Origin of the sequence: Parabacteroides sp. AM17-47, assembly GCF_003434625.1 — a bacterium.
Lineage (GTDB): Bacteria > Bacteroidota > Bacteroidia > Bacteroidales > Tannerellaceae > Parabacteroides > Parabacteroides distasonis.
On the sequence record NZ_QTLI01000006.1, the window covers coordinates 93,441 to 117,022 of the forward strand.

General features: G+C 46.9%; 16 protein-coding genes. 14 read left to right on the forward strand and 2 right to left on the reverse strand.

The window, feature by feature from the left end; translation table 11 throughout:
- Positions 1-91 precede the first annotated feature (91 nt).
- The 6 genes from DW205_RS05990 (at position 92) to DW205_RS06020 (ending at position 12,202) form a co-directional block, all read left to right on the forward strand.
- A complete protein-coding gene (locus DW205_RS05990; RefSeq protein ID WP_008778417.1) occupies positions 92-1,765 on the forward strand; it encodes a sodium:alanine symporter family protein in 1,674 nt (557 codons plus the stop codon).
- A 136-nt stretch (positions 1,766-1,901) separates the two neighbouring features.
- Complete coding sequence (locus DW205_RS05995; RefSeq protein ID WP_005863022.1) at positions 1,902-3,620, forward strand: phosphoethanolamine transferase; 1,719 nt, start codon at positions 1,902-1,904, stop codon at positions 3,618-3,620.
- A gap of 15 nt (positions 3,621-3,635) precedes the next feature.
- Positions 3,636-6,122, forward strand: a complete 2,487-nt coding sequence (locus DW205_RS06000; RefSeq protein ID WP_121963068.1) for an ATP-binding protein — start codon at positions 3,636-3,638, stop codon at positions 6,120-6,122.
- 370 nt (positions 6,123-6,492) lie between these two features.
- Positions 6,493-7,665 (forward strand): DUF418 domain-containing protein, encoded by a 1,173-nt coding sequence (locus tag DW205_RS06005; protein ID WP_005863017.1) that lies wholly within the window; start codon positions 6,493-6,495, stop codon positions 7,663-7,665.
- Between the two features lie 50 nt (positions 7,666-7,715).
- Entirely contained in the window at positions 7,716-9,035 is a 1,320-nt protein-coding gene (locus tag DW205_RS06010) for a sigma-54 dependent transcriptional regulator (RefSeq protein ID WP_005863015.1), read from the forward strand.
- Positions 9,036-9,958: 923 nt separating this feature from the next.
- Positions 9,959-12,202, forward strand: a complete 2,244-nt coding sequence (locus tag DW205_RS06020; RefSeq protein ID WP_008778415.1) for an LruC domain-containing protein — start codon at positions 9,959-9,961, stop codon at positions 12,200-12,202.
- Between the two features lie 67 nt (positions 12,203-12,269).
- Here DW205_RS06020 and DW205_RS06025 read toward each other — a convergent pair whose 3' ends face one another.
- Both DW205_RS06025 and DW205_RS06030 read right to left on the reverse strand, forming a co-directional pair.
- Positions 12,270-13,232 (reverse strand): GNAT family N-acetyltransferase, encoded by a 963-nt coding sequence (locus DW205_RS06025; RefSeq protein ID WP_005863012.1) that lies wholly within the window; start codon positions 13,230-13,232, stop codon positions 12,270-12,272.
- 3 nt (positions 13,233-13,235) lie between these two features.
- Positions 13,236-14,153: a DUF2156 domain-containing protein gene (locus DW205_RS06030; RefSeq protein WP_005863009.1), complete on the reverse strand. Its 918-nt coding sequence runs from the start codon at positions 14,151-14,153 to the stop codon at positions 13,236-13,238.
- A gap of 376 nt (positions 14,154-14,529) precedes the next feature.
- Between DW205_RS06030 and DW205_RS06035 the strand changes: the two genes are divergently transcribed.
- The 8 genes from DW205_RS06035 to gmd all read left to right on the forward strand — a co-directional run bounded on the left by DW205_RS06035 (position 14,530) and on the right by gmd (position 23,574).
- The gene (locus tag DW205_RS06035) at positions 14,530-15,909 is read left to right on the forward strand and encodes an FAD-dependent oxidoreductase (RefSeq protein WP_005863007.1); all 1,380 of its coding nucleotides are present in this window, start codon (positions 14,530-14,532) and stop codon (positions 15,907-15,909) included.
- A gap of 10 nt (positions 15,910-15,919) precedes the next feature.
- Positions 15,920-17,380: a decarboxylating NADP(+)-dependent phosphogluconate dehydrogenase gene (gnd, locus tag DW205_RS06040; RefSeq protein ID WP_005863005.1), complete on the forward strand. Its 1,461-nt coding sequence runs from the start codon at positions 15,920-15,922 to the stop codon at positions 17,378-17,380.
- A 4-nt stretch (positions 17,381-17,384) separates the two neighbouring features.
- The gene (gene zwf / locus DW205_RS06045; RefSeq protein WP_005857714.1) at positions 17,385-18,851 is read left to right on the forward strand and encodes a glucose-6-phosphate dehydrogenase; all 1,467 of its coding nucleotides are present in this window, start codon (positions 17,385-17,387) and stop codon (positions 18,849-18,851) included.
- Between the two features lie 4 nt (positions 18,852-18,855).
- Positions 18,856-19,557, forward strand: coding sequence for a 6-phosphogluconolactonase (pgl, locus tag DW205_RS06050; protein WP_008778414.1), 702 nt, complete (start codon positions 18,856-18,858; stop codon positions 19,555-19,557).
- A gap of 249 nt (positions 19,558-19,806) precedes the next feature.
- Positions 19,807-20,331: a nucleoside 2-deoxyribosyltransferase domain-containing protein gene (locus DW205_RS06055; RefSeq protein ID WP_005863002.1), complete on the forward strand. Its 525-nt coding sequence runs from the start codon at positions 19,807-19,809 to the stop codon at positions 20,329-20,331.
- Between the two features lie 88 nt (positions 20,332-20,419).
- Positions 20,420-21,295 (forward strand): glucose-1-phosphate thymidylyltransferase RfbA, encoded by an 876-nt coding sequence (gene rfbA / locus DW205_RS06060; protein WP_005863000.1) that lies wholly within the window; start codon positions 20,420-20,422, stop codon positions 21,293-21,295.
- Between the two features lie 25 nt (positions 21,296-21,320).
- Positions 21,321-22,397: a GDP-L-fucose synthase gene (locus DW205_RS06065; RefSeq protein ID WP_005862998.1), complete on the forward strand. Its 1,077-nt coding sequence runs from the start codon at positions 21,321-21,323 to the stop codon at positions 22,395-22,397.
- 25 nt (positions 22,398-22,422) lie between these two features.
- Positions 22,423-23,574 (forward strand): GDP-mannose 4,6-dehydratase, encoded by a 1,152-nt coding sequence (gmd, locus tag DW205_RS06070; RefSeq protein ID WP_005862995.1) that lies wholly within the window; start codon positions 22,423-22,425, stop codon positions 23,572-23,574.
- Positions 23,575-23,582 lie beyond the last annotated feature (8 nt).

Here is a 23,582-nt window from a genome sequence, read left to right on the forward strand (position 1 = left end):
GTAAGTCTAAAATGAAAAACAAAAGCTTGTAAGGTTGCTTTTTGTTTTATTATTCTTAACTTGCGGCATCATTATTTAAAAATGTAGGCAGATGATGCAAGAGTTGAATAACTTACTATCCCTTATTGACGCTCATTTTGGAGGATCACAATGGTTTGTTTTTCTATTACTGGGAACCGGATTGTTCTTTACGGTCTATCTTCGGTTTCCGCAATTGCGCTTTTTCGGGCATGCGATCAAGGTCGTGCGGGGGAAGTACGACAATAAGCAAGACATAGGAGATACCTCCCATTTCCAAGCGTTGGCAACTGCTCTTTCGGGCACGGTGGGGACCGGTAATATAGCCGGTGTCGCTCTGGCCATACATCTAGGTGGTCCTTCTGCCTTGTTTTGGATGTTGATGACGGCGTTCTTGGGTATGACTACCAAGATGGTAGAGGTCACCCTTTCCCATAAGTATCGTGAGCAGACGGAAGATGGTACGATTTCCGGCGGTCCGATGTATTATATGAAGCATCGTTTGCATATGCGTTGGTTGGCAGGACTTTTTGCGGTCGCTACTATTTTCTCCTCTTTCGGTACGGGTAGTCTGCCACAGGTAAATAGCATCTCGAACGCCATGTTTTCGGCGTTCGGTATTCAGCAATATATTACCGGGGCGGTTTTATCGGTCTTGCTGGGATTGATCGTGATCGGGGGAATCAAGCGTATAGCGCAGGTTACCGAGAAGTTGGTACCTTTTATGGCGGTCGTCTATCTGCTCGGTGCCTTCAGCATATTGGCCTATAATTACCAGCATATCCTACCTTCGTTTATCTCTGTTTTCTCGAATATCTTTTCCGGTACGGCGGCTACGGGTGGTTTCTTAGGAGCGACGGTTGTCTGGGCTTTTAACCGAGGTGTGAACCGTGGATTATTCTCGAATGAGGCGGGGCAAGGTTCCGCTCCGATCGCTCATGCGGCAGCCAAGACGGAAGAGCCGGTATCCGAGGGTATGGTCGCTTTATTGGAGCCGTTCATCGATACGATCGTGATTTGTTCGATAACCGGCTTGGTTCTATTGTCATCCGGTACTTGGCTGAAAAAGTTTGAGAATAAGTTTCAGCAGGCGGATACGGTAGTCTTGTCCGGTGCTTATCATGAATCGGACCCGGACGGTAAATCCGCAGTGTCGGAGCATGTACTAGGGAATAAGCCCCTGCCTTTTTATACAGGTTCCTTGGAGGTCCGGAACGGACAGATCCTAAATACGGATATAACGTTACTACACGCACGCTCCTTTGCGGATAGCGTGCGGGTCAAGGAAGGGAAGTCGTTGTTTAGCGGTACGCTCCCAGTACGTGACGGACGTATCGAGTTGCCTATGAATAAAGAGCGTGCGGTGTATTTAACCGGTAAGTCGCTGCTTCATTCCGCCCCCTTGTCTACGGAGGCGTTTAAGAAAGGTTTTTTAGGGGATTGGGGGCAGTTTATTATTCCGTTTTCCCTGTTGTTGTTTGCGTTTTCTACAACGATAGCATGGTCTTACTACGGTGATCGGGCGGTGACCTATCTTTGGGGAACGAAATATGTCCGTATTTACCACGTAATCTATATTGTCGGATTTTTCTTGGCCTCGTTCACGGATACTACTATTGTTTGGACATTATCCGGTATCACCGTGGCTTTGATGACGCTCCCGAACTTGATTGGTATCTTGCTGTTACATAAGGAAGTGAAAAGCTCTGTCAATGAGTATTGGCGACGGATGAAAGAGAAGTTATGAATGTCAATAACATTTTTTGTGTATAATACGCTTTGTATGTGTTTAATAACGCCTATCTTTGCCAATTGCCGGAATTTCAGGTTCTGGGTATTAGTTGAGAAGAGTAATGATTGAGAGTTGGCAAAGTTTTGATTGAATGAAGTATTTTACAAGGTTAATACGCTGGATATCTTCACAGGAGCATTTATATTTCTTATTTGCCCTGTTATTTATCATCCCAAACTGTGTGTTCTTTTTTACGGAACCGCTTCCCGTCACGGTCGGTATCGCCTCGTTGCTGATACCTTTGGCCTTTTGGATGTGTGTTTTATTAGTGGCCCGTAAACCGGGGATCGTGGTTTGGTGCCTGTTGCCGAAGGTTATATTAGATGGAGGGCAGTTGGTGCTTCTGTATCTTTTCGGGCAGTCCGTGATAGCGGTTGATATGTATTTGAACCTTACCAGCTCGAACGCTTCCGAGGCTAGCGAATTATTGGGGAATATCATTTTGGTGATCGGTTGCGTATTCTTTTTCTATACATTACCTACGCTGGTGCTCGCTTGTCGTTCGATACGGCAGAAAGAGAAACTGCGAAATCCTTTCCGGAAGAAATGGGCCAAGATCAGCCTAGGCATGTTTGTCGTGGGTTTGCTCCTTTGCTTCCTGTCTCCTTCGCAAGATCACCGGTTCTCATGGAAGGACGATGTATATCCGGCTAACGCCCTATACAATTTATATTTCGCCATAAATAAGGCGGAGAGGAACAGCAAGTATCATATTACTTCCGCCGACTTTAAGTTCGACGCCACTAAGCCGGAGCAAGCGGAGGGAAAACGGGAGATCTACGTCTTGGTAGTGGGAGAGACCTCCCGTGCTATGGAATGGAGCCTTTACGGATACGAGCGCAAGACGACTCCCCGTATGGAGGCTTTAGACGGATTGGTGCATTTCACGGATGTGGTGACGCAATCGAATAATACGCATAAAAGTGTCCCCATTATCCTGTCCGCTGCCAGCGCCGAGAATTATGGAGTCCTTTACGACGAGAAAAGTATCGTGACCGCTTTCAAAGAGGCTGGTTTCCGTACGCTCGTGATCGCCAACCAGAAACTAACGACCTCGATGATCGGCGCTTTTTACCGGGAGGCAGATACCTTTATCGATATGAGTGCATTTAATACGGGTTCTACGCTAACCTCCTTGCACGATGCGGCGATCCTGCCTTATCTAAAGAAGGAACTGGATAAAGAGGACGGTAATCTTTTCGTAGTACTGCATACTTATGGCTCGCATTTTAATTACCATGAACGTTATCCGAAGGAGTTCCGTTTCTATAGGCCGGATAAGGCGGAGGGAATTCGTGCCTCGTATAAAAAGGAGTTACGGAACGCTTATGATAATTCCATCCACTATACAGATTACGTGCTGGGGGAAATCGTGGATATGTTGGCGAAGACAAATGCTCCGGCATCCATGCTTTACTTAAGCGATCATGGAGAGGATATCTTCGATGATTCCAGAGCCCGTTATCTGCATGCGTCTCCGATACCGACCTATTACCAGTTGCATATCCCGTATGTGATCTGGTTCTCGAAGGCTTACCGGGAGTCATATCCCCAGAAATATCTGGAAGCGCAGGCACACGAGACTTATCCGGTTAGCACGAACAGCGTATTCCATACGATGCTTGATATAGCCGGTGTGCGGACTCCGGTGGCCGATTCCACGTTTGCCTTAACGAATCGTGCCTTCAAGGTACGTGACCGTATGTATCTGGGAGACCATGACGACCCGATTCCATTCTGGAAAGTCGGCTTGAAAAAGCAGGATTTTGAGATGATGGATAAATGGGATATCGCTTACGATAGAAATTAGACTGATCTCAACCGTATGAAAGAGCAAAGCGGACATATTACTAGCAAGGTGATATTAGGCTATATTTTGCTGATTACCATTGCAGTCTGCTCGGTCGCTTACATTTATAATATCGTAGAGAAAGTGGCCGAGGAGGATGAGCCGGATCATCAGGCACGCCGGAAGGTGTATTTGGTCACCAATACCCTCTCCCTGCTCTATGAGAGCGAGGCATTGGGGCAGTTGGTAGGCATGCCCCAGAACGAGTTCCGCCACTTCAATCGTACGTTGAATAAGGCCCATAATAACATGGATTCGTTGAGGACCTTGGTGACGGACTCCATGCAACTCCTGAAAATAGATACGATCGACATACTGCTGGAGCGTAAGCGATGGAATACCCGTCGTTTGCTTGAGACTTGGCAGGAAGCGAATACGGAGCGTCTTTATACGGAGAATATCGAGAAAATAATTGCCGTCCGGGATACAATCGTAAACGAGGTGCAGGTACAAGAGCGGGTAGAGGTCAAGCAAGATACGGTGGTAGTTCCCCGTAAGAAGCGGGGATTCTTCAAGCGTTTGGCTGACGTGTTCTCTCCCGGCAAGGAAGATACCAGCATCGTGGTGAACACGACCCGGGAGATCGTTACTGATACGTTGGTGAACGCTTATAATCCGACCGATACGATTGTCAGCGTGCTGAAAAGCATCCAAGACAGTGTGGCTTGGCAACGGCAACAACTGATGGATCAGTTGTTGGAAAGGGCCTCTAACTTACGGTATAACAATAGCGTGATTACCCGGGAGATCAACCAGATGCTCCGTAATATCGAGGAGGAGGAGATGGAGGCGTCGCTGGAAAGGGTCTATAAGAAGCAGGTACTATTAAGGGAGACCTCCCATTTGATCGCCGGAATCGCGATCGTCTCCGTGGTAATCGCCTTTCTGTTCCTCTTCTTTATCTCACGGGATATCTCACGAAGTAAATATTACCGTATGCAACTGGAAAAGGCGAAACAGGTCGCCGAGAGCTTATTGCGAAGCCGTGAGAAGCTGATGTTGACGATCAGCCACGATATACGGGCTCCGCTCTCTTCCATCATCGGATATATCGAGCTTTTGCTACGCCGCCATCCAGACGAGCGTCAGCAATATTATCTGGAGAACATGAAAGGTTCCTCGGATCATATCCTTTCCTTGGTGAACGACCTGTTGGATTTCCAGCGGTTGGAGTCCGGCGAGATGGAGGTGCATAGCGTTCCCTTCCGTGTCCCAGTCTTGTTCGATGAGATCTATACCAGCTTCCAGCCGATAGCGGAGGCGAAAGGCTTACGGTTTGTCTTGAACCTGAAACCGGAGGAGACTGGGCAAGTCTATATGGGCGACCCGATCCGTATCCGGCAGGTCGTAGGAAACCTCTTATCCAACGCTATCAAGTTCACGGAAGCGGGACGAGTCGTTTTGCTTGTCTCCCTCCAAAAACTTTCAATTATCAATTATCAATTATCTATTACCGTCAGCGATTCCGGTCCGGGCATCCCGAAAGAGGAACAAGAGCGGATATTCGGGGAGTTTACCCGCCTTGCCGATACGGAAGAGGCGGAAGGTTTCGGTCTGGGCCTCTCCATCACCCGTAAGCTTCTGTCCTTGATGAACGGTACGCTTGCTTTGGATAGTACCCCGGGGAAAGGCAGTGATTTCACGATCTTGCTACCTCTTCCCTTGGCCGATAATCAATCTTTGCCGGACGTAACGGCGGAGGCTCCGGATGCTGGTGAGGCCGAGGCTTTACCCTTGTTTGAGGGGCAAGATGTCTATTGTCTTCTGGTAGATGACGATCCTCTACAACTGGCCTTGACGGAGGAACTCTTGAAGCAGAGTCACGTGCAGGTGGTAGGTTGTACGAATCCGCATAACGTCCTCGAGCTATTGCGGAACACCGTATTCAACGCCATTATCACCGATATACAGATGCCGACGCTGGATGGCTATCATTTACTGGAGCGGATACGTACGTCCGGTATCCCCGGAACGGATGAGATCCCGGTGATCGCCCTATCCGCCAGTATCGCCAAGGAGCACGAGCATTATCTGGAGGCTGGTTTCACGGGTTTCTTGAACAAGCCGTTTACCGCCGCCCAATTAATCTCCTTGCTGAATGAGTTGCTGACACTCCATCTGGAGGCAAGGAGCGAGTTGAATTTCTCTTCGTTGACCGCTTTTGCCGGAGAGGATCCGGAGGCCTCAGCCTCTATACTGAAAACCTTCTCGGAGGAAACCCGCAAGAGCATCGACTTACTTCGGGATGCGTTAGAGGGAAAAGACCGGGAGGAAGCCTCCCGGATATCTCATAAGTTGATTCCCCTGTTCACGATGCTGGGGGCCAATTCATTGGTACAACACCTGCGGATCTTGGAGAAGAATGATGAGGAACTGACCGATTCCGGCTGGTACCACCTGCTGGGCGAGGTAATCGAGCAAGCGCTTGCTATCGTGAAGGATGCGGAGTCCGCCATCGGGTAATCTTGTGGAATCCGGTGTGGAATAAATACCCATCCGTGGAATGCCTTTCCCCATGCTTTTGAAATAAAATTCCACTTTATAGAAACAAAATTTATCTATTACTTGTTAAAGGATAAGTAGTTAGATATTCATTATCGTGCGTTTCGCTGGCTTTGGCACGATATTCGCTATCTATTTAATGAAATCGCAAGTGGGCGTTTCTACATTTAAACCGTTAAAAACAAAAGTCATGAATTTATTCATGGCGAAAGATTAAGTCCTGAGTATTCAATTTAAGTCTGCAAAAGAAAAAGGCATCCTTTCGAGGATGCTTTTTCTATTTAGTTTCGTTACTTTTGCCACGAAATAATAAAATCTACTGAATCATATCATGGAACACGCACTACAATCCCGACCTCGTATCGAGGTGGTCGACGCATTACGAGGATTTGCCGTTATGGCTATTATCCTATTGCATAATATCGAGCATTTTAACTTGTATAATTTTCCGGAGGCTACTACCGATTTTATGAAAGCCTTGGATAAAGGGGTATGGGATACCTTGTTCTTCCTCTTTTCCGGGAAGGCGTACGCTATTTTCGCCCTGCTGTTCGGTTTTAGCTTCTTTATCCAGTTTGATAACCAAGCGAGGAAAGGGAAGGACTTCCGGCTTCGTTTTTTCTGGCGGTTGGTGCTCCTATTCTTTATCGGTTGCTTCAACGCATCGTTCTTCCCGGGGGAGATCTTGGTGCTTTATTCGATCTTGGGTATTGTGTTGATACCGGTTTGCAAGTTGAGTAATAAGGTGGTCTTGGCGATCGCCGTGGTCTTGATGCTACAGCCTATGGAGTGGGGTAAATTCATGTATGCCCTGATGCATCCGGAATATGTGGCATCCAAGGAACAATGGCTGGTGCACTGTATGCGGATCTATCCGTATATGGAAGGTACCAGCTTTTGGGAAATGGTCAAGTCCAATCTGTGGGACGGGCAGCTGTATAGCCTTCTCTGGGCTTGGAGCTATGGACGTTTCTTCCAGACATCGGCTCTCTTTATGCTGGGCATGTTGTTGGGACGCAAGGGATTGTTTGTCGATCTGGAGAAGCACCGGACGTTTTGGACAAGGACCTTTGTTATCGGGGTAGTTTGTTTCATTCCCCTCTATTATCTGTCCCTTTCCCTACCCGGTTTGCTGGAGCGTACCGAAGAGCTTCGCCCGATGAGCACGATCGTGTCTTCCTTGCGTAATTTCTCGTTCATGTGCGTATTGGTATCCTCCTTTATCTTCTTGTGGCAGTGGAAAGCGCCGCATAAGGTGCTTCACGGGCTTGTGCCTTACGGGAAAATGAGCTTGACGAATTACCTCACGCAATCGATGGTAGGCTCTTTCATCTATTTCGGATACGGTTTATCCCTGTATGACGATCTGGGGACGACCGCCAGCTTCGCCGTAGGAATCCTTCTTTTCATTCTCCAGCTAGGTTTTTGCCACTGGTGGTTAGCCCATCATAAACAAGGTCCTTTCGAGGGAGTATGGCGTAAAGCTACGTGGATGTTTTCTTGATTCGTTTTATTTATTTACCTTTGTGGTTACTATAAATAATCTGAGTGGGTATGTTGTCGATTCTAATCGTTGAAGATGATATAACTTTTTCCTTGATGCTTACCACATGGCTGGGTAAGAAAGGGTTTGTCGTAAGATCCTCGTCCTCTGTTTCCGATGCTAAACGGAGGCTGGGGGAGGAAGCGTTCGATTTGGTTATATCGGATTTACGCCTGCCGGATAGTGACGGGATCGACTTATTGAAATGGCTGAAGAATACCCATCCTTCCTTACCCCTTATCATGATGACCAGTTATGCGGAGATACAAACGGCGGTTCAGGCGATGAAGCTGGGAGCGGCGGATTATATCGCTAAGCCGTTGAACCCGGATGAGTTGCTGGGAAAGATCAAGGAACTTGTGCACGTGGAGGAGAAGGCTCCGACGAGAGTCCCGGTTTCTTCGGCCCCGGATCTTTATATCGAGGGGCAGAGCCAAGCGGCCCGCCAGCTTTATGAGCATGTGCGTTTGGTGGCTCCGACGGATATGTCGGTATTGGTGACCGGCGCTAGCGGTACCGGTAAGGAGTATATCGCCCGTCGGATCCACGAGCAAAGTAATCGTAGCAAGGCTCCGTTTGTCGCCGTGGATTGCGGCGCTATCCCCAAGGAATTGTCGGCTTCCGAGTTCTTCGGCCACGTGAAAGGCTCTTTTACGGGAGCGATCGAGAACAAGACTGGGGCGTTTGTGGCGGCTCAAGGCGGTACGATATTTTTGGATGAGATCGGGAACCTGACGTATGAGGTACAGGTTCAGCTATTGCGTGCCCTACAGGAGCGCAAGGTAAAGCCGATCGGGAGCAATCAGGAGATCGCTATCAACGTGCGCTTGATATCCGCGACGAACGAGAACTTGCGGCAGGCGATCGAGAAAGGAGATTTCCGTGAGGACCTGTACCATCGTATCAATGAGTTCACGATCCGTATCCCGGACTTGAAAGAGCGAAAAGAGGATTTGCTCTTGTTCGCCAATCATTTTCTCGATCTGGCGAATAGCGAGCTCCAGAAAGATATCATCGGTTTCGACAACGATACCATGCAATTGTTCCAATCTTATTCTTGGCCGGGTAACCTGCGGCAGATGAAGAACGTTATCAAGTACGCTACCTTATTGGCGACCGGTCGATACATCACCCGCAAGGAACTCCCGGAGGAACTGACGGAGAACCTCTCTTCGCACACCAACATCCAGCTTAAGAACGTGGAGCATGAACGTGACCTTATCCGTAAGGCCCTCCAAGAGTGCGGCAATAATAAGACCCGTGCGGCCCAGTTATTGGGCATCGACCGGAAGACGCTTTACAATAAGCTGAAGATTTATCAGTTGGATTGAAAATTCCGTGTTTTATGTGAGTGCTTAAGGCGTATTGGGAGCCTCTGGCTTGTATGATGGGTCTGTTGCGAAATAGAAGCTTATTCTGACTATTTGCTTCATATTATACGAATATGTTGACATACCCTTCGTGCGAAAGTGACAAGATAATGAGATAGGCGTGGCAATAAACACGCTTTTTCTTGAAAAAGGGGCCGATTTTGTACACGATAGGTGGCGAAACCTGTTGCGATAGGTCGTATTGCCCAATGCCGATACTCGCGTTAGGCATTATGAGCGGTCGTGCATAGGGTTATGAGTACTCATGAATGGGCATTCTTACCGTGCTATAACCCTATCGTAACACTGCTTTTACCCTTTTCTTGCCTCAAAATATGAGATATGATGAATTAATTTCTCTGGAGCGAAAGGCCATTTTTCAGTATTCGTCTATCAACGAGACGAATGCTGTTTTTTCTTCTCGTATTTGGGAGCAATCCGTACCTTTGCCCGAAAAAATCGATTCTCCGAGACTTTGGTTTTCATTTTGTCAAATTGCCAGATGGCATGTTATTGCCAAGAGAAAATCGCTAGGGGCCTTCTCCACATCGGCACCAACCACCTTTGCCGGGAACAGTAACTTTGGCTGATAAGCTGATTGAATGGTTGGAGTAGGGTGAATAGTCTTTTATTGTTCTTTTTTAACATGGCATGAAATAAATATTGTCTATTTATCAAAGGTGTTTTCTTTGGGGCATTATTAATTATAGTTAATTGATGTGATAATATTTGTGCGTTTAAGAACTTCGCATTATAATAAAATCTACCTTTGCTGTTGATAATACTCAATAAGTTGATTAAAATATACAACTTCTTTTTTAAACGGTGTTATAGGGTAATACTTAAATGTTTACAGGATTAGGGAACAATACAACTTTAATAATATGAGAAGAATGATTCAATCAACAATGAAATGTGTCGCTATCGCGCTTTGCGTTCTATTGGCGGCGTGTACTACCGATGTGTACGAACCTAAGCCGGATCCGGTTCCGCCTACTCCGGAGAAGCCGGATCCGTCTTTGCCTAATGATTTCAATCAATCGACAGCTACTATTCGTCAAATGACTTTAACCGTAGAGGTGAATGATGAGTTCAATGGCCAGTATGATTACCAAGTATGGGTATATGACGTGAATCCTTTCTATGCCGATGATGCTAAACCATTATATGGTGGTGTGGCCAACGGGAATAAGCCGTATGTTCGCACGATGACATTGCCCCAAGCTTTAGAAACAATTTACATTATGCAGATTGATCCCCGAAAAGGAAAATCGGTGAAGACCGTATTAGTAGATCCCTCAATGAAGGATCTGGCTTGCGATTTTAAGCCAGCTTCTGCCGTTGGTACAACAACTAAATCTTTATTGAGAAGTGGAGAAGATAATTATAATTCAGGAAAAGCTAGATTGATTTCTGCCCAGGAGTTTTTTAATATGGCTTCTAAGGATAAAGGTTCTATTACTTTGTATGAAGGGGAGTATAAGCTTGTCGGAGAAGGTTATGAGGCAAAGGCCCTTACTCTGGTCGGAAGTGTGACATTATATGTAGAAGGGGCATTGTCTGTCTCAACTCTTATAGGAAGCAGTGGGGCTACTATTGTTTTGGACCAGAAGGGTAGTTTGAAAATCCTTGAAGCTGATGGACAATCACAAGGTAACGGCGCTAGGCTGGTTGTGAAAAGTGGAGCGAAGTTTGGAGAGCCGGATGATAGTTTTAAACCCGCTTACAAATTAGTTGATTATGATCTTGAGAACTATGGAGAAGTAATTCTTTCGGGATATAGATCGAAAAATCATGCTGTTGAGCTAATAAATTATGGTACGATTAAGGCTACTAATATTAATATGACAGCAGAAAATAGTGGCAATGGTGGACGGATAGAGAATCATTGTAAGATTAATGTTGAAGCCGGACTTTCGCTTTACAATGTTGGTATGTTCTTGGGTGCTTCTACTCTGCTTGAAGCAAGATATATGGATGCGAAAGAGATTGAGTGTGAAATGGAAAAATACTCGATTTTCAGAATTACGGATACAGATGATGTGTCAGGGCAGAATTTGGCATCTTTTAAAAGTTGGAACAAGATAGAGTGTAAGGATTCAGATTATGCCTTATTGGATTTCACGCAAATTAATTTATCGGGAGGAACGCTTTCGTTGGATGGGAATTTGGAATTGTTGGGAGACTTATGGAAAGGGAATGAACTTTCGAAAAATCTAACGTTGTCTGGTGGAAGTAAGCAGGTTGATAAAAACGCTTCAATTGCAATTCCTGCGGGCGATTGCACGGGTGATGGTAATCAAGGTTCGACAAATCCTCCTTCTAATCCTAATTATCCGATAGAAGTTCCCAATGGTCCCTACTATACATTCGCCATGGAAGATAATTGGCCTGCTTTTGGTGATTATGATATGAATGATTTGGTGTTGGGCATACAGAGTCAATTGGTTATGGACGGCGCAAACAATGTAGAAAGTATGATCTTAACTGTCAACTTGATTGCGGTAGGAGCTACAAAGACATTGGGAGCAGGTATCCAGTTTGATAGATTAACGACCGCCAAGATAACGAAAGCTTCTGTGCCGAATGGCGTGTTTGCCTATAATGGATATTTTGAATCGGCAAATGAAATAGAGTCGAATCCTTCTGCTGCGGTGCTACCTTTGTTTGATGATGCGCATAGGATTATGGGTAATGTGGATAAGCGAGTGCCCGTGAATACATTTAATAATGCTAACGATTATGGCATAAGAACTTTGCAATATGAGGTCGAATTCAACAGTCCTGTTTCATCAGATGATCTGGATATGTTCTATTTGAATTTCTTTATAGTAAATGGTGGTAATGCCCAGAATCGTTCAGAAGTCCATTTGGCTGGTTATAAACCGACTGATCGGGTTAAAGCTGAGACAAATAATTATGTTGCTAATGACCCTGACAATTCAGATAAGACAATGTGGGGATTTATTATCCCGATGAGTGATTTTAAATATGCGTCAGAAGTCGTTTCTATTGATCAAGCATACCCGGCATTTAAGGAATGGTCTGCTTCATCAGGCACAAGCCAGAAAAATTGGTATATGAATCCGGAAGAGAAATATGTTTATCATAAGCCGGTAAAGAAATAATAGTAGTTATATATTTATATATAAAATCCCCTAGCCAAAAATCGTCTTAGCTAGGGGATTTTCTTTGTCAGTCCAGCATCAAACTCATATAAGCCGTCCTCCCTTGGTACCCCATCAACTGTCGTGTTAGCGTTTGGTTATCCATTTGTTCCAAGTCTTTTTTGGAGACGGGGCTTTCGTGTTGTTTGGATAGCCAGAGGTGGATCATGCGTTTCGTGTCGATGATGCGGGCCATACCCATAGGTAAGGTACCCGGAGGGGTGGGAGGGGTATTGACCGTCGCTTGCGATATGTTATTTTGCAGGGTAAGCTCTTGCAATAGTAATTCCTTGATCTCTTCCGAGTCGTAAAGAAGTTCCTTGATAAAAAGCTTTTTGTCGGACGGCGCTGTACCCGCCTCAAGAGGCAGTGCGAAAGCCATGCCAACCACCTTCTCGTTCTCGTCCAAGGCTGTGTACATTCCTCCGTTATCTAATTGCAGATCCCGGAGTATTGTGATGAAATCATCCTGCGAGTGCAAGATACAGGAAGGGCGTTCACGTAATTTGCGGTTGAAATAAGCGAACAATTCGTCGGTTGTCGGTACCTCCGGTTGGATAACCGTTATCTTCGGGAGTTGAACCGGCGTATTCGGGCGGATATACGTCTCCACGGAATAATCGAATGCCTCGGTATAACCCTGTTCCCGGTAATAGTCGAATAGCCAAGGATCGGCAGGGATCAAGGCGGAGATAGCGACCTCACGCCGTTCCATTTCCTCGAATGTCTCTTGCAAGAGTTGCCGCATAAGCCCCTGACCCCTTTCTTCCGGAGCCGTGCACACCCCGGAGATATAGGCCACCGAGATCTCGGTACCCAAATAAGTCATCGTATAAGGAACTATCTGCAAGGCAGATACTATTTTACCGTCCTTCTCGATGGTCATTGCGTTCTCGTCCTTGTAAACACGATCAAAATAAAGGCTGATAAATGCCTCGGAATCCCCGAAGCAGGTACGCCATAAGTTTACGATTTGTTGTTTCTTGTCCATAATTTATTTAGTTTGCGTAAGTTGCTTTTTTATTGCGGCACTCTTCTCTAATAGTATGGTAGGCTGATAAGAAAGCTTCGCTTGGCGCAACCCCGGTATGCCGAGATCCTCCTCCCGGTTCACGTAAGTATACTGTTCCGGAAGGTGAGAAGCGAACTCTTGGTTAATCACCGTATAGGCACCGTCGAAATTCACATCCGCTTTCTCCACGTGAACCCCGAATGTATTATGGTTGATAGGGGCCCCGAAAGAGAAAGCGATAATCTCGTTATCCACCCGGAGAGCGCCACCGATCAGGCCTAGGCTGTCAAAATGATGCAAGGCATAGGTAAGGGAGCGACGTTCGTCATTAAGCTCTTCCTCGTCATTATCTCCATTATTTGCCTTATACCATTTACATTCCAGTTTCAGGCATTGCGGTACGATATCCGGCGTGATAGGGACATACTCGTACGAATAACGTTTCTTGAAATTATTGATATGATTACGCTTGGATTGATATTTCTTACCCCGTAAGGTAGCTAAATCCTCCCGTAAATAAATATAGTCGAAATAATCCCGCTCCGGGATATAGAAAAAGCTTCCGGGAAGTGCGCCTTCCAGTTGCTCCTTGGCGTCGGGGGTGATACCCAGCATACAGAGCGGATGTCCATATTTTAAGGAATCCTCTTCTAGCAAACGAACGGCACCCGCTAAATCTCCATCCCCGACAGGCATCATATAGGCGAAACGGCTCTTGTCCTCGATCATGAAACGGATTAATAAATAGCCATCCACGATAGCGAATTCGCTGTCATATAAGAAACGCCAACTGCACATGTTCGCGAATGAGAAATCACAATTGCGATAATCGCTGGGAAATGTAAATGAGGTTATGATCTCTTTGTCTTCTAACCTAATCGGTTTAAACGGTATATCCATAAATTTTCTTGTACTGTTTTACAACTGCAAATATAAAACTAAAATGCATGTGCGAATGTTTAGAATGGGAATAATAAAGGTGATATAAATACCATCACGATTCCCATCACGATTTGTAAAGGTAACCCTACCTTTACATAGTCCATAAATGTATATTTTCCGGTGGACTTAACGAGTGCGTTAGGTGGCGTAGAGAAGGATGAGGCGAAGCATATTGTCCGTTATTTTGTTGTTTCGGGAAAAATGGCTAAACTTATAGGTTGAACAGCCATTTTGTAAAATAGGGGCTGGAGCTATTTTTGCAATATGAAATTCGCAACAATTAGGTTAAAACGAATGTTATTTTAATGTCTAACGAAAAGAAGATAAATCAGAGATGAAAAAGTACGATGCGATTATTATTGGTTTTGGGAAAGGTGGAAAAACCTTGGCGGCGGATTTGGCCAACCATGGATGGAATGTAGCTGTGGTGGAGCGTTCGACGGGTATGTACGGAGGTACTTGTATCAATATCGGCTGTATACCGACGAAAGCGCTTGTACATTACGCTCAAGTGACAGGGTATCGCAGACCTTCTACCTTCGAGCAATATGCGGAGGAGTTTAAGCAGGCGATCCTCGCCAAGGAGAAACTGACCTCTTTGCTTCGTGAGAAGAATTTCAAGAATCTGGATGATCGGGAGACCGTAACGGTCTATACCGGAGAGGCTTCTTTTCGTTCCCCTTATGAGATTGTCGTGAAAACGGATACGGACTCTTTCTTGCTGGAAGGCGAGAAGATATTCATCAATACCGGAGCCACGACGATTATTCCTACGATAAGCGGTATCGAGGATAATCCTTACGTATATACAAGTACTTCCATTATGGAACTGGAGAAACTGCCACGGCATCTGGTTATTGTCGGAGGCGGATATATCGGGCTGGAATTCGCTTCCATGTTCGCCGGTTTTGGGTCGAAGGTAACGATCTTGGAGGCAGGGGAGGTGTTCATCCCTCGTGAGGACCGGGACATCGCCGATTCGGTGAAGTCCACGCTAGAGAAAAAAGGGATCACCATTCATTTGAACACGGTTGTGCAGACGATTGAGCAGGATGTTGAGCGGGCTGCGGTGATCTGCCGTAACGCTATCTCGGGAGATACCTTGCGGCTGGATGCTGAGGCGGTGCTTTTGGCTACCGGCCGTAAACCGAATACGGAAAGCCTAAATCTGCAGGCCGCCGGAATACAGACGACTAATCGTGGCGCTATCGAGGTGGATAGTAAGTTGCGTACCAATATCCCTAATATCTGGGCGATCGGGGATGTACATGGCGGATTACAATTCACCTATCTGTCTTTGGATGATTACCGTATTATCCGGGAAGAGCTGTTTGGTAATGGTTTCCGGAGCTTGGACGATCGGGAAGCAGTGGCTTATTCCGTATTCATCGATCCTCCGTTGGCCCATGTCGGGTTGAACGAGACGCAAGCCCGTAAGATGGAGAAAAATATAAAGGTGGCCAGCCTGCCTGCCGCCGCTATGCCTCGTACCCGTACCATCGAGCAGACGGATGGCTTACTGAAAGCCGTGGTAGATGCGGATACCGGGAAGATCCTAGGATGTACCTTATTCTGCGCCGAGTCCAGCGAAGTCATAAATACGGTTAGCTTGGCGATGCGTCTCGGGCAAGATTACACATTCCTTCGGGATTCGATATTCACCCATCCGTCGATGAGTGAGGCTTTAAATGATTTATTTGGATTAATAAAATAAAAACATAAATATGAAAACATCAAATATTGGATTAATCGGCTTGGCTGTGATGGGCGAGAACCTTGCGTTGAATATGGAAAGTAAGGGGTTCGCCGTATCCGTTTATAATCGTACAGCGCCGGGAGAGGAAGGCGTGGTAGACCGCTTCATGAGCGGTCGTGGAAAAGGAAAGAATTTTATAGGAACCCATACGATACAGGAATTTGTTGAGTCTATCGAGCGTCCTCGCAAGATTATGCTGATGGTAAAAGCGGGTGCCCCGGTGGATGAGCTGATGGCTCAATTGATTCCTTACTTATCACCCGGCGACGTGATTATTGATGGTGGTAACTCGGATTTCCATGATACGGAACGCCGGGTGAAGGAGATGGAGGCGCATGGGATGTACTTCGTAGGTACCGGAATCTCCGGAGGCGAGATCGGAGCCTTGTACGGGCCTTCCGTGATGCCGGGTGGTTCGCCTGCCGCTTGGCCTTTGGTGAAGGATGTCTTGCAAAGCATCGCCGCCAAGCTGGACGACGGGACGCCTTGTTGCCAATGGATTGGTCCGGGTGGAGCCGGCCATTTCGTGAAAATGGTACACAATGGTATCGAGTATGGAGATATGCAGTTGATTTCCGAGGCGTATTCTTTATTGAAGAATCGTCTGGATCTGGACAATGAGACCTTGGCTCGTATCTTTGAGGATTGGAACACGGGAGAGCTGGATAGCTACCTGATCGGTATTACGGCCGATATTCTCCGCTTCAAGGACGAGGCGGGGGAGGGCTACCTGCTAGATAAGATATTGGATGCCGCCGGCCAGAAGGGTACCGGTAAATGGAGCGCTATCGCCGCTATGGACGAGAATGATCCGCTGACATTGATTACCGAGGCTGTTTATGCCCGTATGCTTTCTTCCATGCAGGAAGAACGGAAAAAAGCGTCCTCGCTTTATCCGAAGAGTGGCGTGCTGGGGCAGACCTTGATCTCGGAGAAAGAGATCAAGCAGGCTTTGTATGCCGCTAAGTTGGTTTCCTATGCGCAGGGATTCTCTTTGTTGTACCAAGCCACTAATCGATATGATTGGCAGTTGGATTACGGTACGATCGCCAAGATCTGGCGGAAGGGATGTATCATACGCTCTGTCTTTTTGGAGAAAATTACGCAGGCTTATGAGAAGAACCGGAATCTGGAGAACCTCTTATTCGATGAGTTCTTTATTCAAAAGATCGAGTCTTCCTTGTTGGCTTGGCGGCAAGTGGTAGCCGAGGGTGCCTTGCATGGAGTGGCTTTGCCGGCGATGAGCTCGGGGTTGAGCTATTTCGATGGACTGTCTACCCCGCATTCCGCCGCTAATTTGATTCAGGCCCAGCGGGATTATTTCGGGGCTCATACTTATGAGCGGGTCGATTGGGAGCGTGGTAAGTTTTTCCATACCAACTGGACGGGTGAGGGAGGAAAGACGGTTTCTGGAACTTATAACGTATAAAGGCATGAAGAAAGCAGATAATCAATTATTAGTTATATTCGGGGCGTCGGGCGATCTTACCAGTCGCAAGTTGCTTCCCTCTTTGTTCGAGTTATATGTTCGTGGCTTGCTACCCGACCGCTTCTGCATCTTGGGAGCCGCCCGTACCGCTTATGGCGATGAGGAGTTCCGTGCGGAGCAACATACGCATATCTTGGAGGCACAGAAGGGAAAGACCTACGACGAGGGCTTGATCGATGACTTCTTGGAGAATGTTTATTACCTCGCCTTCGATTCCACCAACGCCGATGAATACTACAAATTGCGTGAGCGCATCGAGTTCTTGCAAGAGAAACATGACTTGCCGGATAAGATCATCTATTACTTGGCTACCCCGCCGGTGATGTACGAGATCGTCCCGCAATGTTTGCTGGAGAGTGGTTTGAACAAGACCGAGTCTCCGGATGGTTTCCGGCGGATCATCGTGGAGAAGCCGTTTGGCACCAGCTTGGAGTCTGCCCGCCAGTTGAATGATCATTTACGACATATCTTCCATGAGGAGGAGATTTATCGTATTGACCATTATCTGGGGAAAGAGACCGTGCAGAATATCTTGGTATTGCGTTTCTCGAACGGTATTTTCGAGCCATTGTGGAATCATAATTATATCGATTCCATCGAGATTAGCGCTACTGAGACCTTGGGGGTGGAGAATCGAGGGAAATATTATGATGGAGCCGGGGCGATGCGGGATATGATCCAGAATCACTTAATGCAATTGATGTCGTTTATCGCCATGGAATCTCCCTCTATATTCGAGCCGGAACCGATTCGTGACGAGATCGTGAAAGTATTCCGCTCCATACGCCCGTATACGGTGTTGGATATGGATAAGATGGTTGTCCGTGGACAATATATCGGTTATCGGGAAGAGAAGAACGTAGCTCCCGACTCGAATACCGAGACGTATGTGGCGATGAAATTCTTTATCGATAACTGGCGCTGGAGCGGTGTGCCCTTCTATTTCTATACGGGAAAGAAGTTGCCGGAGAAGTCATCGGAGGTAGTGATCCACTTCAAGTCTACGCCCCATCAACTGTTTGTCGGTCAATGTTCGGGAGGTTCCTGCAATAAATTGACCATCCGTATCCAACCGAACGAGAGTATATCCTTGAAGTTCGGGCTGAAAATGCCGGGAGCCGGTTTCGAGGTGAAGCAAGTCAGCATGGACTTCCGCTACGATTCCCTCTCGAAGAGCTATCTTCCTGACGCTTACGAGCGTCTGTTGCTGGATGCCATGCTGGGCGATTCCACCCTGTATGCTCGTAGCGACGCTTTGGAGGCTAGCTGGAAATTTATCGATCCGATCTTGCTCCATTGGAAAGAGGAGGGTTCGAAGAACTTATTCTTCTATGAGCCGGGCGAGGACGGACCGGAGGAAACTGTTATTTTAGGTGCGGAAAAGAAAGTCTGCGCCTGCCAAAGAAGATAATTTTATGGAAATAAAGAGATATAATGAGATGAAAGAGGCGCTTCGGTCGATGACGGAGGACATGATGGCGATGATTCGCCGCAAAGACTTCGCTCCGTTTAACTTAGCGCTCTCGGGAGGGGAGACGGCGAAGCATATGTTTTCCCTCTGGGTAGATGAGTATAAGGATAAGATTGACTGGAATAACATCCGTTTCTTCTGGGTGGACGAGCGTTGCGTTCCACCAACGAGTCCGGATAGTAATTACGGTCATGCGAATCATTTGCTTTTTAAGCCTTTGTGTATCCCGGCGGATCATATCCACCGGATCAAGGGCGAGAACGAGCCGGGTACCGAGGCGATGCGTTATTCATGGGTCGTAAAGGAATTCTTGCCGTTGTTCAATCAAATGCCTACGTTCGATTGCATCATCCTCGGCGTAGGTGAGGATTCCCATACGGCATCCATTTTCCCTACCACCATGGAGCTATTGTCGGATAGCCGTAACTATGCGGTATCCCAGCAACCTTCTACCGGCCAATACCGGATCACCATGACGGGACCGCTTATCTTGAACGGCGCCCCCTTATTGGTCCCGATACTGGGCACGAACAAGGAACCCGTAATCCAGAGGCTCTCCAAAGGCTATTCCCCCTCAAACGACACGCCTGCGGCCTATATCTTATCGCATGCCGTACAGGCTACGATTTATGGGCTGAACCCATGATTTTGCTACATGCCGAGTCCTTCCAAAAAACATGTACGTGTTTTCGAAAAAACACGTACATATACTCCTCTCCTTGGAGAAGATATACTGCAAGTACCCTAGGAGATATACTTCACCGTCCAAGTAAGTACTACTTCTCGTGATATCCTATTAGTATATACAAGACTGTTGCCCACATTTAAAGTGAATGTATTTGTTGGATTCATGTTTTTTTGCGAAGTTTGTTGCTTGAAAAGTAAGCTTTGAGACATGAATACGAGAAATATTGTACTGTGTATATTATATTTGTTTTTGGTGCCGATGGGAGGGTTTGCCCAATCTGAGGTCGTTGTCTTGTATCCCGATACTGAAAATAAGGATTTGGATGAAGCAGTATACCAAAAAATCTTTTTGGCCGGCACGATCGATATGGGGAAAAGTGTGGATTGGCAGAAGGCTACCTGCGACTGGTTCCGAGCGCTTCCGGAGGGACGGTATCTCTTGTTCAATCCTCGTAGGGATAAAGGGTTGAGCGGGGAGATGTCCGATTTTGAGCATCAGGTGAATTGGGAACTGGAGCATCTGGAGAAAGCCGATCTGATTATCATGAACATTCTGGCGAGCAGCAAATCCCCGATAACTTTATTGGAGATGGGGCTGTTTATGCGCTCCGGAAAGTTGCGGGTGATTTGCGAGCCCGGCTTTTACCGGTATGATAATGTGCGCTTAACTTGTGCGCGCTATGGCGTCCCATTGTATCAGAATATGGACGATTTTTTGAAAACCATGCGCTAATCTATTATTATTTGTTTAACTTTGTATAGTTTTAGGGACGGTGTGGAATCGATCCTAAGCGAGTATTGTCGAACAAAATGGAAAGAATATGAAAGGTATAGTTTTAGCCGGTGGATCGGGTACCCGCTTGTATCCGATCACTAAAGGAGTTTCCAAGCAACTTCTACCTATTTATGATAAGCCGATGATTTTTTATCCGGTATCCGTGCTCATGCTGGCGGGGATACGGGAGATTCTTATTATATCGACCCCGCAGGATTTGCCGGGCTTTCGTCGTTTACTGGGCGATGGCTCCGATTATGGCGTTCGTTTTGAATATGCCGAGCAGCCTTCGCCGGACGGATTGGCGCAAGCTTTCATCATTGGAGAGCGCTTTATTGGCGATGACTCCGTTTGCTTGGTGCTTGGTGATAATATCTTTTACGGACAGAGCTTTACCCGTATGTTAAAAGAGGCCGTTGACAAGGCGGAGAACGAACAAAAAGCGACCGTGTTCGGTTACTACGTAAACGATCCGGAACGCTATGGCGTGGCCGAGTTCGATGCGGATGGGAACGTCCTCAGTATCGAGGAGAAACCGAAGGAACCGAAATCGAATTACGCCGTGGTAGGATTGTATTTCTATCCGAACAAGGTGGTGGACGTGGCCAAGAATATCAAGCCTTCCGCCCGTGGAGAGCTGGAGATCACTACCGTGAACCAGTGGTTCTTGAAGGATGGGGAGTTGAAAGTGCAGCTATTGGGACGTGGATTCGCTTGGTTGGATACCGGGACTCACGACTCGTTGTCTGAGGCATCTACTTTCGTGGAGGTGATCGAGAAGAGACAGGGACTGAAGGTGGCTTGTCTGGAGGAGATCGCTTTCAAGCAAGGATGGATTGATGAGAAGCGACTTGAGCAAGTGGCTTTGCCGATGATTAAGAATCAGTACGGCCAGTATTTGATGAGGTTGATTAATAAGTAGAAGTAGTTCAGAATACGAGATATCGATGGAAAAAGACAGTAAAATATTTGTTGCCGGTCACCGGGGTTTGGTAGGCTCCGCCATTCTGAATAATTTGCGTAGCAAAGGGTATACGAACTTTCTGCTTCGTACGCATGCGGAACTGGATCTGACGGATCAAGCCGCTGTGAACGAGTTTTTTGCCGCTGAACGGCCGGACTATGTGTTCTTGTCGGCGGCGCACGTCGGCGGTATCATGGCGAACAGTCTGTACCGTGCCGATTTTATCTACAATAATTTGATGATCCAGAATAATGTCATTCATGCCTCTTGGAAAAACGATGTAAAGAAATTATTATTCTTGGGAAGCACCTGCATCTATCCCCGTGAGGCTCCGCAGCCGATGCCGGAGGATTGCTTGCTGACATCTCCCTTGGAATATTCCAACGAGCCTTATGCGATCGCCAAGATAGCGGGTATCAAGATGTGCGAGAGTTACAACCTGCAATACGGTACGAACTATATCGCCGTGATGCCTACTAACCTCTACGGGCCGAATGATAATTTCAATCTGGAGACCTCGCATGTGTTGCCAGCCATGATCCGTAAGATCCATCTGGCGAAATGCCTGCATACAGGAGATTGGGAGGCCTTGCGTAAGGATATGGACATTCGTCCGGTAGAGGGCGTGTCTGGGAAGGCCTCCGAGCCGGAGATACTCTCCGTATTGGATAAACAGGGTATCTGTCCGGGCGAGGTGGAGCTGTGGGGAACCGGCAAGCCGCTTCGTGAGTTTTTATGGAGCGAGGAGATGGCCGACGCTTCTGTTTATATCATGGAACACGTGGATTTCGAGGATGTCCGCCAGAAGGAGGGCGAGGTCCGGAATACACATATTAATATAGGTACGGGTATCGAGCTTTCGATCCGTGAGGTCGCCGAACTGATCCGGCGAGAGATCGGGTTCGAGGGCGAGTTGAGGTTTAACTCGTCCAAGCCGGACGGTACGCTTCGTAAGCTGACGGATGTAAGCAAGTTGCATGCCTTGGGTTGGCGCCATACGATCGAGATCGAGGAGGGCGTGAAGCGACTCTATGAATGGTACTTGGGAATTGAAAAATGAGAATTGAAAATTGAAAATTAGAGAAATGGGCAAAGTAGCGTTAATAACGGGTATTACGGGACAGGATGGGGCTTATCTTACTGAGTTCTTGATTAAGAAAGGATATACGGTACATGGTATCAAGCGTCGTTCTTCCATGTTCAATACGGACCGTATCGATCATTTGTATCAAGACCCGCATGTGGAAAACCGTAATTTGATTCTGCATTATGGCGATTTAACGGATAGTTTGAATCTTACACGTATCATTGGCGAGGTTCAACCGGATGAGATCTATAATCTGGCCGCCATGAGCCATGTAAAAGTAAGTTTCGACACTCCCGAATATACGGCGAATGCGGATGGTTTGGGCGTATTGCGTATCCTAGAGGCGGTCCGCTTGCTGAACTTGATCCCGAAGACACGTATTTATCAGGCATCTACATCTGAGTTGTATGGCTTGGTGCAAGAGGTGCCGCAGAGGGAGACTACTCCTTTCTATCCGAGAAGCCCTTATGCCGTAGCGAAACTATACGGTTACTGGATTACGGTGAATTACAGGGAAGCCTATCATATGCACGCTTCCAATGGCATCTTGTTTAATCACGAGTCTCCATTAAGGGGAGAAACATTCGTGACCCGTAAGGTAACCCGGGCGGTTTCACGTATCGTTTTGGGTATGCAAAAAAAGGTTTATATGGGTAATCTTTCCTCCAAACGGGATTGGGGACACGCAAAAGATTACGTGCGTGCCATGTACGCTATTTTGCAACAAGATGAACCCTCGGATTATGTCATAGCTACCGGGATTACTACCACGATTCGGGACTTTATCCGTATGGCTTTTGAGGAAATTGGCGTGGGAATCCGCTTTAAAGGAGAAGGGATAGACGAGGTCGCTATCTTAGAGTCGATAGACGAGGGATTGTTCGTCAAGAAGGTTGGTGATGCCTATCTGGAAAACTTTAAGAAACGTGTGGGTGAGGAAGTTGTAGGAGTAGATCCGCAGTATTTCCGCCCTACGGAAGTAGAGTTGCTGATCGGTGACGCTACGAAGGCACGTACTCGTTTAGGGTGGGAACCGGAGTATTCATTAGCGGCTTTAATTGAGGATATGATGAAGAACGATATAAAACTAATGAAGAAGGAGTCTTATCTGAAAGAGGGGGGCTATAAAATTTTGAACTATTTCGAGTGAGTTCGAAA

Coding starts and splice junctions, on each gene's coding strand:
- DW205_RS05990 (WP_008778417.1), top strand. CDS start 92: ATGATGCAAGAGTTGAATAACTTACTATCCCTTATTGACGCTCATTTT.
- DW205_RS05995 (WP_005863022.1), top strand. CDS start 1,902: ATGAAGTATTTTACAAGGTTAATACGCTGGATATCTTCACAGGAGCAT.
- DW205_RS06000 (WP_121963068.1), top strand. CDS start 3,636: ATGAAAGAGCAAAGCGGACATATTACTAGCAAGGTGATATTAGGCTAT.
- DW205_RS06005 (WP_005863017.1), top strand. CDS start 6,493: ATGGAACACGCACTACAATCCCGACCTCGTATCGAGGTGGTCGACGCA.
- DW205_RS06010 (WP_005863015.1), top strand. CDS start 7,716: ATGTTGTCGATTCTAATCGTTGAAGATGATATAACTTTTTCCTTGATG.
- DW205_RS06020 (WP_008778415.1), top strand. CDS start 9,959: ATGAGAAGAATGATTCAATCAACAATGAAATGTGTCGCTATCGCGCTT.
- DW205_RS06025 (WP_005863012.1), bottom strand. CDS start 13,232: ATGGACAAGAAACAACAAATCGTAAACTTATGGCGTACCTGCTTCGGG.
- DW205_RS06030 (WP_005863009.1), bottom strand. CDS start 14,153: ATGGATATACCGTTTAAACCGATTAGGTTAGAAGACAAAGAGATCATA.
- DW205_RS06035 (WP_005863007.1), top strand. CDS start 14,530: ATGAAAAAGTACGATGCGATTATTATTGGTTTTGGGAAAGGTGGAAAA.
- gnd (WP_005863005.1), top strand. CDS start 15,920: ATGAAAACATCAAATATTGGATTAATCGGCTTGGCTGTGATGGGCGAG.
- zwf (WP_005857714.1), top strand. CDS start 17,385: ATGAAGAAAGCAGATAATCAATTATTAGTTATATTCGGGGCGTCGGGC.
- pgl (WP_008778414.1), top strand. CDS start 18,856: ATGGAAATAAAGAGATATAATGAGATGAAAGAGGCGCTTCGGTCGATG.
- DW205_RS06055 (WP_005863002.1), top strand. CDS start 19,807: ATGAATACGAGAAATATTGTACTGTGTATATTATATTTGTTTTTGGTG.
- rfbA (WP_005863000.1), top strand. CDS start 20,420: ATGAAAGGTATAGTTTTAGCCGGTGGATCGGGTACCCGCTTGTATCCG.
- DW205_RS06065 (WP_005862998.1), top strand. CDS start 21,321: ATGGAAAAAGACAGTAAAATATTTGTTGCCGGTCACCGGGGTTTGGTA.
- gmd (WP_005862995.1), top strand. CDS start 22,423: ATGGGCAAAGTAGCGTTAATAACGGGTATTACGGGACAGGATGGGGCT.